This is a genomic window from Rhodococcus sp. SBT000017, from assembly GCF_003688915.1.
Lineage (GTDB): Bacteria > Actinomycetota > Actinomycetes > Mycobacteriales > Mycobacteriaceae > Rhodococcoides.
The window spans coordinates 1,706,906-1,718,648 of the sequence record NZ_REFU01000001.1 but is presented as its reverse complement, the minus strand read 5'-3'; the positions used below and the strand labels follow the sequence as shown (position 1 = coordinate 1,718,648).

Below are 11,743 nucleotides of genomic sequence, written 5' to 3'. Positions count from 1 at the left end.
CTGAGCGTCGACAGTTTTATCTATACGGCACCGTATAAAAGAGATACGATCACGTTGTACGTCACCGTATACCTGAGGGGAGTCGAGTGTGTCGAAGTCTGACGAGCATGACCGGTACCGGGTGAAGAGCCTGGTCGGATTCGATGAGATGGCAGAGGGTGTACTCGCCCGCTCGACCATGCACGCGGACTACGTCGACCACTTCTTCGTGGACGTCGATACCGCGGCCGCGCCGGAACGGTACGCGAGAGTCATGTTCGGCGATGTTCCTTCCGTTGCCGAACGATTCATTTGGCAGGGTTTGTTGCAGTTGAGGCTGATCGCAGGGCCGACTCCGACGTCGGTCGCGGGATGGCGCATCGCAGAAACTACTCCGCGGTGGATTCGACTGGAAAACCGATCACATTCTCTGACTGTGCATCTGGTGATCCACGCAGCAGACGGGCGGCTCGAATTGACGACCTTCGTTCGATACGACCGCAGTCTCGGGAGGTGGGCGTGGGTACCGCTGTCCGCCGTGCACCGCAGGCTTGCGCCATCGGTGCTCACCGACGCCATCGCGCGACTCGACGGTCGGGTCACATCACAAGCATGATCACCAGAACGACAGCGACCACGACGGCGAGCACGAGTGCTGCGAGGATCGCGGTCGACGGAATCGACGTTCGGTCACCGATGACGTCCTCGATGCGCATCAGGACGTCGTCGATCGGGTTCTTCTTCTTTTTCGGCAGATCGAACGGCGGTGGCGAATACGTCGACGGAACCGGGTTGGCTTGGCTCTCACCGGGTTGCACGGCCGGCAAGCCCGCGATGGTTCTTCCGAACTCTCGCGACGGACGGCGAGATTCGGAGACCGGTGTCGAGCGCCTCGCCCACGCCGGGACCACGCCGTCCACAGACGTCAGAGGCACCCCGCGCAGCTGAGCTATGGTGCCGCGCTTGCTGATCGCGGCGACGATGATCTCGTCGCGGGCCTGCGCCATGGTGGGCCGTCGGGCAGGATCGGGCTCGAGCATGTGCAGCAACGGGCCCGTGAGATCGCCGCTGCGGGTGGGAGCGATGATCTGCCCCTTGGCAACTCGGTGCAGCAGTGCGATCGAATCGTGATCGATGTCGAACGGCGGCTTGCCTTCGATGGCCGTGTACAGCGTTGCGCCGAGGGAGAACACGTCGCTGGCTGCGGTGGGATCCTGTCCGCGCGCGACCTCGGGTGCGAAATATGCCGGGGTTCCGGTGATCACGCTGTCGTCGGCTGCTTCGACGTCGCCCTTGGCGCGGGAGATGCCGAAGTCGCTGATCTTGACGATGCCCAGATCCTTGCCGCGATCGGCGATCAGAATGTTGCCCGGCTTGATGTCTCGGTGCACGATCCCGGCCTCGTGCGCCTCGGTCAGGGCATCGGCGATCTGTGCACCGATCTGAGCGACCTCGAACGGTGGTAGCGAATCGGTGGTGCCGAGTGCCTGCGCGAGACTCCGCGAGGACAGATATTCCATGACCAACCACGGCTCACCGTCGACGAGAGCGACGTCGTGCATCGCGATGGCGTGGGGGCTGGAGAGTCGGGCAGCGATGCGGCCTTCACGCATGGCCCGGTTGCGTACTTCCACGGCCTGCTGTGGAGTCAACCGAGTGGTGGACGTGACCTGTTTGACGGCCACTTGACGGTGCAGAAGCGTGTCGGTGGCGAGCCATACCGCGCCCATGCCTCCTCCGCCGAGTTTGCCGGCCAGGCGGTATCTGCCTGCCAGGAGGTAGTCGGGCCCGACGCCCCGTCGAACACGCTGCTGATCCGTCACGTCCACAGGTTAGTTGACGATGGCGGGACGTGCCTGCAGCCGCAGAACGGAGGCATCTACCAGGGGCTTCGGCATCACCTTGACGAGTTGCCGTCCGAGCGGCTTTACTGAGCGCAGATCGAAATTGTGTTCGAATACGCCACTTCCCGCGTTCGTCGAACACCGAAGTTTCGGGTCGATTTTCTACGCCGCGAAGGGGAGTGACATGACTGTACCGGGAGCTTCCGTCACGCCGGATGTGCTCGACGGGTTGTCGCTGCCGGAGCGCGTGGCGTTGCTGCGTAGCCGGATGGCTGCCGTACCTTCTCGGGGCGAAACGGCGTCGGTGCGCATCGAGAATTCGGACCCCGTCGAGCCCATGCACCCGGAACCGTCGACGCAGCGTCCAACCCGTCAACGACCCGTTCTTCCAGTGCCGTCTGCGCTGATCGAGGTGCTGCCGCACGGTGGACTGGTGCGTGGAACGGTGGCCTCGGTGTCCGGTGCCGGCTCGCTCCTGATCGGGTTGGTGGCTGCGGTGACCGGTGCCGGTGGGCATGTCGCCGTCATCGGGCAGCCCCGTTTCGGGATTCTGGCCGCGGTGGAGATGGGCGCACAGTTGAGCAAGCTGGCTCTGATTCCCGATCCCGGTCCCGACCCGGTGGAAGTGGCGGCCATTCTGCTCGACGGTGTCGACCTCGTGGTACTCGGTCTCGGCGGTCTGTCGGTATCGCCCACCCGGGCCAGGGCCGTGGTGGCCAGAGCGCGGAGCAAGGGGTCGACGCTGCTGGTGACCGATGGGCACTGGGACGGGGCAGAGCTACGACTGGACGCGTCGGTGCACGGATACGACGGCCTCGGTACGGGCCGGGAACTGGGCCGCGGCCGACTGCGCGGCGTCCGATTGTCGGTGTGCGCTCGCGGCAAGGCGATGCGGCCCCGCACCGTTCGACTCGACCTGCGTTCGGAGAACGGTCGCATCGAGTGGCATACCGAGAAGCGCGAGCAGAATTCATTGTCGATCGCGGTCTCGACATGAGCATCGACCGTTCCAGCCGTGTTCTTGCCAGCCGTGTTCTTGCACTGTGGTGTCCCGATTGGCCCGCTGTTGCAGCAGCGGCTCAGGCCGATCTGCCTGCGACGCATCCGGTGGTCGTCACCTCGGCCAATCGGGTCGTTGCCTGCTCGGCGACGGCACGGGCGTCGGGTATCAAGCGCGGCCTGCGCCGTCGGGAAGCGCAGGCGCGGTGCCCGGATGTGCATGTCGCTCTTGCCGATACCGATCGTGATGCGCGACTGTTCGAGCCCGTGGTCTCGGCCGTCGCCGCCATCGCGCCGGGGGTGGAAGTGCTCAGGCCGGGCCTGCTGGTTCTCTCTGCCCGCGGCGTCGGACGGTATTTCGGTACCGAGCATCGGGCTGCGGAACGGTTGATCGACGAAGCGTCGGCTGCTGGTGTGGAATGTCAGATCGGTATCGCCGACGAGCTGTCAACCGCGGTCGTCGCCGCGCGGTATGCGCAGGTGGTGCCGCGCGGCGGGGGTGCAGGCTTTCTCGCGCCGTTGCCGGTGGCAGAACTCTCGGCGGAACCGAGCATGTCGGCTGCCGATCGGGGCGAGCTGGTGGATCTGTTGCGGCGCTTGGGTTTACGAACTATTGGTGACTTCGCGGCACTGTCTCCTGGGGATGTGGCGTCGCGCTTCGGTACCGATGCCGTGTTGGCGCATCGCAGTGCTCGAGGTGAGCCCGAACGTCCGCCGTCGGCCAGAGCCCTACCGCCGGACCTGGATGTGGAGTACCAGTGCGATCCGCCGATCGATCGGGTCGACGCAGCTGCGTTCGCCGGGCGCGGGTTGGCCGAGCAGTTGCACACCAAGCTCGCTGCCGCTGCCGTTGCGTGCACTCGTCTGCTGGTGCATGCCAGTACCGGTAACGGCGAGAATCTGTCGCGTATCTGGCGGTGCGCCGAGCCGTTGACGCCGGAGGGAACAGCCGACCGCGTGCGGTGGCAACTCGACGGCTGGATCACCGGGCGCAGCGAGAACAAGCCGACGTCCGCGATCACCGTGCTGCGGCTCGAACCGATCGAAGTGGTGGCCGCCGGTGAGCTGCAGCTGGGGTTGTGGGGCAGCGTCGGGGACGAGGACGAGAGGGCGCGTCGAGCGTTGGTGCGCGTGCAGGGTCTGCTCGGCGGCGAATCGGTGCTCGGTGGTGTGCTCAGCGGTGGCCGCGGGCCGGCCGAGCGGATCACGCTGCGTCCGCTCGGTGACGAGTTGGTGCCGATGTCCGATCCGTCGGATCCCTGGCCGGGACGGCTACCGGAGCCTGCTCCGGCGGCAGTGATCGAGACACGTCCGACGGTGACGCTGATGAATCGAGCGGGAACCGGAATCGGCGTCACCGATCGTGGTGTGTTCGATACGCCGCCGTCGCGACTGCGCTGGGGGACCAAGGAATGGGCACTGACGGGTCTGGCCGGACCGTGGCCGGTGGACGAGCGATGGTGGGACAGTGGCCATGCGTCGACGGGTCCGACGGCGCGAGCCCAGGTGGTGCTCGACGACGAAAGGGCCCTGCTGCTGGTGTTCGACGAGGGTCGATGGCGGGTGGAAGGAATCTACGAATAGTGGCACCGCTACATTCGAGGGAATGCAGATGATGTCGGAGACGGTCGACCTCGATGGCGTCGATATCGCGTATCGCTCGTTCACCCCGCAGGGGCAGGCGAACTCGAATTCGGCACCGGTGATGCTGGTGCACGGCATGGGCGGCGACAGCACGACCTGGGATCGGTTCACCCGTGCACTCACCGCGCAGGGCAGCCGGGTGATCACCGTCGATCTGCGCGGACACGGCAAGAGTGCGCACACGTCCACGTACGAGTTCGATTCCTTCGGGGCAGACCTGCTGGCGTTGATCGACCATCTCGGGCTGAACGAAGTCAATCTCGTCGGCCATTCCCTCGGCGGATACGCGGTCTCACTCGTCGCTCAGCGTCGCCCGCAGCTCGTCCGCCGTCTGGTCCTCGAAGAGCTCCCGATACCGATTCGGCCGGGGGACGCTCCGCCGACGCTGACCGGCAAGATGCCGTCGGTCACCGAACTCTGGCACGCAGCGACCAGCGTCGTTCTGCATCCCCGCGCGGTACTCGCCTTCGATCGCTCGATGACCACCACTGCTCTCGAACAGTTCCGTCGGCCGAATCCGCAGTGGTGGGAGTCGTTGGCCGACATCACTGCTCCGACGCTGGTGCTTCGGGGCGGTCCCGGCGGCATGGTCGATCCGATTCGGCTGGACGCGATGGTCGCCGAGATTCCGACCTGCCGCGTCGAGGCGTTTCGTACCGGACACAGCATCCATCGCGACGGATACTCGGCGTTCGAGGCCTCCGTTCTCCCGTTCCTGACGCACTAGGGTCTCGGACATGACTCTCGGTGCGCTGGATCGTCGGATGCTGGGTTGGTCGGCACTGTTCGTCGTATCCCAGGCCAACATTGCCCGACTGCTCGGCCCCGCAGCCCCGAAAGTGCTTGCCGTGCAGACGGCGTGGTCCGCTCAGCGTTATCGGCAGATCCTGGCGAGCATGGACGAGACCGAGATCGCTCGGTTCCGCAGCCACTATCTGCCCGACTTCGTGCATCCGGCGATATACGCCATCGCACTACGTGCAGGAGCGAGGAGCCTGGCGGAAAAGACCCCGCTGAGCCCTGCGGTGACGACGGCATTGGCCGTCGCGCCCGTGGCCTCCGCTGCCGGCGACTACATCGAGAACATCGTCGGATTGATACTGGTCGACAACCGCGAACAGATCACCGACACCGTCGTCCGTGCTACCACCGTGGTCAGCACCGTCAAATGGGTTCTGGCCATCGGCACTCTGACATACCTGAGTCAGGGATTCCTGCGGGCCTGGGGAAAGGCTCTGCTGCGCTGAACCTTGCGACAGCCCTACTCCTGCGCTCGGACCAACTCGTCCCCGAGCGGAGTGCGCACGTACAGCACCGATCGCCCCTGTCTGATGCGTCGTACCACCGCCGCCTCGCGTAGAACGCGAAGATGCTGACTGGCGGCACTGGGTGAGACGCCCAGTACGGCAGCAACTTCTCCGGTGGTGGTTGGCGCGTCGAGCAGCGCGAGAATCGTGGCTCGCTGGGTGCCGAGAAGATTCGACAGCGTTCGGTTCGGAGCTGTCCGTGCCACGTTCCACACTGCGCCGCGCCCGCGGGCCGGATACACCAGAGACGGAGCTCGCGTCGCGCTCGTCTGAGTGATCGCGCCGTGCACGAACACCGACGGAATCAGCGGAAGTCCACGTCCGTCGACGTCGACCCACACCTGGTGCTCGAGCCGATCGACCTACAGCACACCGTCGTCCCATCGAACTCGGGAATCGAGGTGCTCGAACATCTTTCGTGCCCCGAAGTGCGAGAGCTGTTGTGCTCGGTAGTCCACATCACCGTCCAGGACCGCCCGGATCCGGGCCCAGTCGGGTTGGAGGCACGTGGACCAATACTGGGAGAGCGCCTGGACTGTACGGGTGCGTACCGCTCGGGCCGGACCGATGAGGACCGCAGGAATCTCCGCGGAGAAGGCGGCGGCGATATCGCGTCGCATCTCCGCTGCCGGTGTCGCCCCGACAACGGCGATCTCGTCGTCGAAGGCCGGGGATTCGGTGGGCGGACGAGGAGCGAGAAAGTCCGGAATTCTGCCGTCGGGGGAGACCAACGCCGTCAGCATCTCGGTGTCACACTGCTTCCATGCCGGCAGGACGCGTCGACGCCACGGCTCGTGCAGACGGTGCCGATTCGGCGAGGTCCAGGCACGCAGGCTCAGGACCGTCTCGAACAGCGGCGAGACGGTCTACGAGGTATCCGCCAGGTCGGCGGCTCGGAGGTGAAGTGCGAGCATGTAGTCCCACACTAAATGATGGCGACCGGCAACCGTGCTCGATGTACTGGTTCACATGCCCATCGACTTCGCAGATCCATCGAACGGCGACACCTATTCCGGCCGCGAGGCCGACCCCTCCTGGGCTGCCGCAATCACCGATATCGTCGATCCGGTCGGCGGTCACGTTGTCGATCTCGGATGTGGTGGGGGTACCTATGCGCGTGCATGGCGGACGCTGGGAGCTCATGTCACAGCGATCGATTCGAGTGAACCGATCCTGGAGTCCGCCCGGCGATCGTCGCCCGCGGACGTCGCGTTCGAGTGTGCATCCGCCGAGCACACCGGCCTGCCTGACGGTCGAGCAGACATCGTGTTTGCTCGCGCGCTCGTCCATCATCTGCCCGATGCATCTGCCCTGGCAACAGAGATGTTTCGGTTACTGCGTCCGGGTGGTACCGCGATTGTTCAGGATCGGACGAGCGAGGACGCGACACTGGCAGGATCGCCGACAAATCCACGCGGATATCTTTTCGACGCGTTTCCCCGGTTGGCCGAGATCGAGGGTCGGCGACGACACAGCGTCGATGACGTGCAGGCCGCCTTGACGCGGGCAGGATTCACCGACGTTGCCACGCAACCACTCTCGGAAACTCGTCGCCGCTACGGAAATCGCGAGCAGTACCTGACAGAGATCGCCGGCAGAACCGGGCGCTCCATCCTGCACGAACTCTCCGACGTCGAACTCGCGGAGTTGGTCGAGTATCTGCGTGGTCGACTGGCCCCCGGTGAGTTGATCGAACGTGATCGCTGGACTCTGTGGACCGCCGTGGCCCCATGACGTGCACGTCACCAACTGGTGCCGGGGACCAATCTGCCGGCGCGTCGGATTACTTTGCCGATGCGTGCGGTCGGAGCTTTCGGATTGTAGGGCCGCACTCGGTAGGGCACTTTCCCGTCCTCGATCGTGACCGGTGTTTCGCCTTTGGCTGCAGCGGATTCGGCGAATTTGCGGTAGTGCTGGTGCATCGTGCGGTCTTTGCCCTTCGGGGCGAACATGGCACCGAATTGTCCGAGTGTTCCCAACGGAGTGTCGATTCGCTTCGGCTTGTCGCTCAGCGCGCGAATCACGATGGCGGCAGCCTTCTCCGGTGAGAAGACCGGGCCGACGTTCTTGTCGCCCGTCGGGGTGATCATCGGCGTGTCCACCAGGGGCATGTGGATGGTGGTGTAGGTGATTCCGTCCGAGAGTGTCTCTGCGGCAGCCACATCGGTGAAGCCGTCGAGTGCTGCCTTGCTGGCCACATAGGCGGAGAAACGGGGAGGGTGTCCGAGGACCGCAGCGCTGGAGATATTGACGATGTGCCCGAAGCTGCGTTCGCGCATGTGTGGCAACAGTGCCAGCACCAGTCGTATGGCCCCGAAGTAGTTGACGGCCATGGTGCGCTCGTAGTCGTGCAACCGATCGGTGGATCGATAGAGTGCGCGGCGGATGGACCGACCGGCGCTGTTGACGAGCATGTCGACGTGATCGTGTTCGCTCAGAACGGTTTTCACGGTCTGGTCAACTGACTCGCTGTCGGTGACATCGCACGAGTAGCCGTAGGCGGTGCCACCCGATTCGCGGATGTGCTCGACCACCTCGTCGAGTTGATCCTGACCGCGCGCGAGCAGAATGACCACTGCGCCCTTGCGGGCAGCTGCCTCGGCGCTGGCTCGGCCGATTCCGGACGAGCCACCGGTGATGACGATGTGACGGCCGAACAGCGGCCCGCGTGGGTCGTTTCGGCGGTTGCGCTTGGGATCGAAGTTCTCCCGCCAGTGCTTCCACACGCGATCGGCGTACGTTCGCAGTGGTGGCGGTGTGATCGAGCTGCCCTGCAACGCTTTCTGTGTCGATGCCGACTCGAACACGGTGGGCAGAGTCAGGTGTTCGAGCATCACCGGTGGCACACCGACATCACGGAGGGCGGCGTCGCGCTGTTTGCGCACGGCCCTGGATTTGGGAGAGACGACCGGAGCGACCAGCGCCCCGGGTACATCGATGATTCTCGCGCGAGATCCGGCTGCGGACGAGAACGCGGCGTAGACCTCTGCCATCGACTGAGGCGTCGGATTGACCAGATGGAACACGCTGCCGGGAGAGGTGTCTCGATGTACGAGCTCGACGATGGCGTCGGCGACGTAGTCGACCGGAACGAGGTTGGTAGCGCCCATCTTCGGCACCGTGATCGGTACGACGGAGGGCAGCTTGGCAAGTTCCGCGAAGAACGGGAAGAAGTAGTAAGGGCCGTCCACCTTGTCGATGGCACCGGTCTCCGAGTGCCCGATGATCGCGGCGGGCCGATACACCCGCCAGTCCGCAGCGCTGTCGCGCACCAACTTCTCGGACTCGAACTTGGTGCGGTGATAGGCAGTCGGAAATTTCTGACCGAGGTCGAAGTCGTTCTCGGAGAACGTTCCTCGATAGTCACCCGCAACGGCGATCGACGAGATGTGGTGCAGGCGGGCCCCGGTCTTCTCGGCGAGGCCGATCACCGAGGCGGTTCCGGCGACGTTGGTCGGGGTCTGCTCGTCGCCTGCGGTCAGGTCGTAGACGGCTCCGAGGTGGAGGATGTGGTCGATGTCGGCAGGCACGTCTCGGAGTCCGAGCTCCGGTTCGGTGAGGTCGCCGACCAGCGGGTGAATTCGGTCGCCGCCGTCGAGGTGCTCTGCGAGTCGCTCGAGGCGAGCCACCGATTGGGGACGCACCAGCACGTGGATCGCAGCGAGCGCATCACGTTCGAGCAATCGGGGCAGGACGTTCTTCCCGAGAAACCCGGTACCGCCGGTTACGATGTAGTTCGCCATGCGAGCCGACCTTACTCCGAAGTAAGTTCCGGGGCTAGTGCCCGATACCGGCTTTTTCGTGCACTTTCTTCATCCAGGCCGGTGCCCACCAATTGGCCTCGCCCATGAGTTTGACCAAGGACGGAACCAGCAACATACGGATGATCGTCGCGTCGATGATCAGGGCCAAGATGACTCCGACGCCGAGGAATTTCATGATCGACAGACCCGAGATCGTGAAGGCTCCGGTGACGACGATCAGAATCAACGCCGCCGCAGTCACGATGCGTCCGGTGCGTTGAGCGCCGAAGATCACCGCTTCCTCGGTACTCGCTCCAGCCGCGCGAGCCTCGACCATGCGCGACATCAGGAACACCTCGTAGTCGGTCGACAAGCCGAAGATGACCGCGAGAATGAGAACCACGAACGTCGACTCGAGCGGCCCTGGGGTGACGCCGAGCAGGCCGGCTCCGTGGCCTTCCTGGAACACCCACGTCAGTGCGCCGAAGGTCGCGGCCAGGCTCAGTCCGGCCATCAGGACCGCCTTGATGGGCAGCACGATCGATCCGAACGCGAGGAACAGCAACACCAACGTCGAGACGACCATGATGGCGATCATCACCGGTAGCCACTTCGCGATCGCAGCGTTGCCGTCGTCGACGTTGGCTCGCCCGCCGCCCACGAGGATCTCGGTACCGTCCGGGGGAGCGATCGAGCGCAGCGCCGCCACTGCGTCGGATTGGGATTCGGCCTCGCTCAGTCCCTGGGTCGGTTCACTGTACGACGCCTGAAGCGTCACGAAATCGTCCTTGGAGCCCAGGAATTCGGCTCGGGCGATACCGGGCGTGGATTCCACAGCGGAGGTCAGTGCCGCAATCGGTGCACCCTGAGGCTTGACGCCGTCCAGGCCGCGCAGAACCACGGTTGCGCCCTCGCCGGTGGATTCGAAGTCGGAACCGAGAGTCTCGAATGCCATGCGCGCAGGGTTGTCCTTCGGCAGCGCCGTGTAGTCGACCTCTCCGAGCGAGACCTTCAGGATCGGGGTGGCAATGATCAGCAACCCGGCGACGATGACGGTAGCGACGATGCCTGGATGCTTCATGACGCGGGTGACGATGCCGCCCCAGAACCTGTGTGCGCGTGCATCACTGCGATCGGACGCGGTGCGCGACCACGTCCAGGAGTTGATACGGGTGCCGAGAATCGCGAGCAGTGCCGGGACCGCGGTCAGGGACAGGACGGCTGCACTCGCCACCGCGGCCATGGCCCCGAACCCGAGAGATCGGATCACCGCCTGTGGGAAGACGAGCATCCCGGCGAATGCGCAGATCAGCAGCAGTCCGGAGAAGACGACGGTCTTGCCTGCGGTGGCGACGGTGCGGATTGTCGCGTCGATCGGCGTCAGTCCACCGCGTAGCTCCTCGCGGAACCTGCTGACGATGAACAGTCCGTAGTCGATGGCCAGGCCCAGTCCCAGCAACGACGCGACGTTGATGGAGAACGAGCTGACTTCCGTGAATTCGGTGAGTATTCGCAGGATCGCCAGGGAGCTGAGCACGCTCAGAATGCCGACGAACACCGGAACGGCTGCAGCGATCACGCCGCCGAAGATGAAGATCAGCAGCAGCAGGGTGATGGGAACAGCGATGATCTCGGAGCGGATCAGGTCGCTTTCGAGGGTCTCGCTGAGCGAAACTCCGACCACCGACGCGCCGGCGAACTGCGATTCGACGCCGGGTACTTCGAGCTGGGGCGGAAGTTCGCCGAAGGTGTTGAACGTGACGCCCGAGTTCGTACCGAGGGACACCGTGGCCAGCGCCTTGGTTCGGTCCTTGGAGACCAGAAATTCCTTGCTGATCGGGTCTGCGCTCCAGTACGAACTGACGTTGCCGAGGGTGTATCGACTGCTGAACTCGTCGAGCGTCGCCTGCACCTGCGGCCCGATGTCGTCGATGGTCCTGCCCTCGGGAGCGGTGTAGATCGCGACGATGTCGGGGGTCGGTTGGCCGATTCCCTGCACCAGTCGCGCGACCTCGGACGATTCACTGCCTGCGTCGGCGTAACCGCCCTCGCTCAGTTTCGAGAAGACGCCGAGTCCGAAGATCCCGCCGACGGCGACGACGGCGACGACAACTGCGAGTGCCCATCGTTTGTGCGATACGACGAACGAGGCCCAACGCGTCACGTCTGTGCTCCGGCTCTGTGAAAGGGGATTCGGTGAAAAGGGTCAGTGGCGATTCGACTCTAG

The 11,743-nt window shown here is 64.6% G+C and carries 11 protein-coding genes; 6 read left to right on the top strand and 5 right to left on the bottom strand.

From position 1 onward, the window contains the following. The first annotated feature begins 88 nt into the window (after positions 1-88). Entirely contained in the window at positions 89-595 is a 507-nt protein-coding gene (locus AYK61_RS07800) for a DUF2867 domain-containing protein (protein WP_220709161.1), read from the top strand. On the opposite strand, the gene AYK61_RS07795 is transcribed toward AYK61_RS07800, so the two are convergent. Further along, positions 579-1,808, bottom strand: a complete 1,230-nt coding sequence (locus AYK61_RS07795; RefSeq protein ID WP_121870396.1) for a serine/threonine-protein kinase — start codon at positions 1,806-1,808, stop codon at positions 579-581. The two genes, AYK61_RS07800 and AYK61_RS07795, sit on opposite strands and share 17 nt — an antisense overlap. 199 nt (positions 1,809-2,007) lie before the next feature. On the opposite strand from AYK61_RS07795, the gene AYK61_RS07790 reads away from it, so the two are divergent. The 4 genes from AYK61_RS07790 to AYK61_RS07775 are packed head-to-tail and all read left to right on the top strand — an operon-like array spanning position 2,008 to position 5,713. Beyond that, positions 2,008-2,820, top strand: a complete 813-nt coding sequence (locus AYK61_RS07790; RefSeq protein ID WP_183130203.1) for a hypothetical protein — start codon at positions 2,008-2,010, stop codon at positions 2,818-2,820. After that, complete coding sequence (locus AYK61_RS07785) at positions 2,817-4,406, top strand: DNA polymerase Y family protein (RefSeq protein WP_121870395.1); 1,590 nt, start codon at positions 2,817-2,819, stop codon at positions 4,404-4,406. Before AYK61_RS07790 ends, AYK61_RS07785 begins: the two co-directional genes overlap by 4 nt. 22 nt (positions 4,407-4,428) lie before the next feature. Beyond that, the gene (locus AYK61_RS07780; protein WP_397484774.1) at positions 4,429-5,193 is read left to right on the top strand and encodes an alpha/beta fold hydrolase; all 765 of its coding nucleotides are present in this window, start codon (positions 4,429-4,431) and stop codon (positions 5,191-5,193) included. 10 nt (positions 5,194-5,203) lie between these two features. Continuing rightward, on the top strand, positions 5,204-5,713 hold the full coding sequence (locus tag AYK61_RS07775; RefSeq protein ID WP_121870394.1) for a hypothetical protein: 510 nt from the start codon (positions 5,204-5,206) through the stop codon (positions 5,711-5,713). 14 nt (positions 5,714-5,727) lie between these two features. Here AYK61_RS07775 and AYK61_RS07770 read toward each other — a convergent pair whose 3' ends face one another. Both AYK61_RS07770 and AYK61_RS07765 read right to left on the bottom strand, forming a co-directional pair. Continuing rightward, positions 5,728-6,114 (bottom strand): helix-turn-helix transcriptional regulator, encoded by a 387-nt coding sequence (locus AYK61_RS07770; RefSeq protein ID WP_121870393.1) that lies wholly within the window; start codon positions 6,112-6,114, stop codon positions 5,728-5,730. 21 nt (positions 6,115-6,135) lie between these two features. Next, the gene (locus AYK61_RS07765) at positions 6,136-6,516 is read right to left on the bottom strand and encodes a hypothetical protein (protein ID WP_121870392.1); all 381 of its coding nucleotides are present in this window, start codon (positions 6,514-6,516) and stop codon (positions 6,136-6,138) included. Between the two features lie 226 nt (positions 6,517-6,742). Between AYK61_RS07765 and AYK61_RS07760 the strand changes: the two genes are divergently transcribed. Next, positions 6,743-7,507: a bifunctional 2-polyprenyl-6-hydroxyphenol methylase/3-demethylubiquinol 3-O-methyltransferase UbiG gene (locus AYK61_RS07760; RefSeq protein WP_121870391.1), complete on the top strand. Its 765-nt coding sequence runs from the start codon at positions 6,743-6,745 to the stop codon at positions 7,505-7,507. 8 nt (positions 7,508-7,515) lie between these two features. On the opposite strand, the gene AYK61_RS07755 is transcribed toward AYK61_RS07760, so the two are convergent. Continuing rightward, on the bottom strand, positions 7,516-9,516 hold the full coding sequence (locus tag AYK61_RS07755) for an SDR family oxidoreductase (RefSeq protein ID WP_121870390.1): 2,001 nt from the start codon (positions 9,514-9,516) through the stop codon (positions 7,516-7,518). A 34-nt stretch (positions 9,517-9,550) separates the two neighbouring features. Continuing rightward, positions 9,551-11,680, bottom strand: a complete 2,130-nt coding sequence (locus tag AYK61_RS07750) for an MMPL family transporter (RefSeq protein WP_121870389.1) — start codon at positions 11,678-11,680, stop codon at positions 9,551-9,553. Positions 11,681-11,743: the final 63 nt, after the last annotated feature.

Excerpts from the sequence above, each read along its gene's own strand:
- AYK61_RS07790 (WP_183130203.1), top strand. The coding sequence starts at position 2,008 with ATGACTGTACCGGGAGCTTCCGTCACGCCGGATGTGCTCGACGGGTTG.
- AYK61_RS07785 (WP_121870395.1), top strand. The coding sequence starts at position 2,817 with ATGAGCATCGACCGTTCCAGCCGTGTTCTTGCCAGCCGTGTTCTTGCA.
- AYK61_RS07780 (WP_397484774.1), top strand. The coding sequence starts at position 4,429 with ATGCAGATGATGTCGGAGACGGTCGACCTCGATGGCGTCGATATCGCG.
- AYK61_RS07775 (WP_121870394.1), top strand. The coding sequence starts at position 5,204 with ATGACTCTCGGTGCGCTGGATCGTCGGATGCTGGGTTGGTCGGCACTG.
- AYK61_RS07765 (WP_121870392.1), bottom strand. The coding sequence starts at position 6,516 with ATGCTGACGGCGTTGGTCTCCCCCGACGGCAGAATTCCGGACTTTCTC.
- AYK61_RS07760 (WP_121870391.1), top strand. The coding sequence starts at position 6,743 with ATGCCCATCGACTTCGCAGATCCATCGAACGGCGACACCTATTCCGGC.
- AYK61_RS07755 (WP_121870390.1), bottom strand. The coding sequence starts at position 9,516 with ATGGCGAACTACATCGTAACCGGCGGTACCGGGTTTCTCGGGAAGAAC.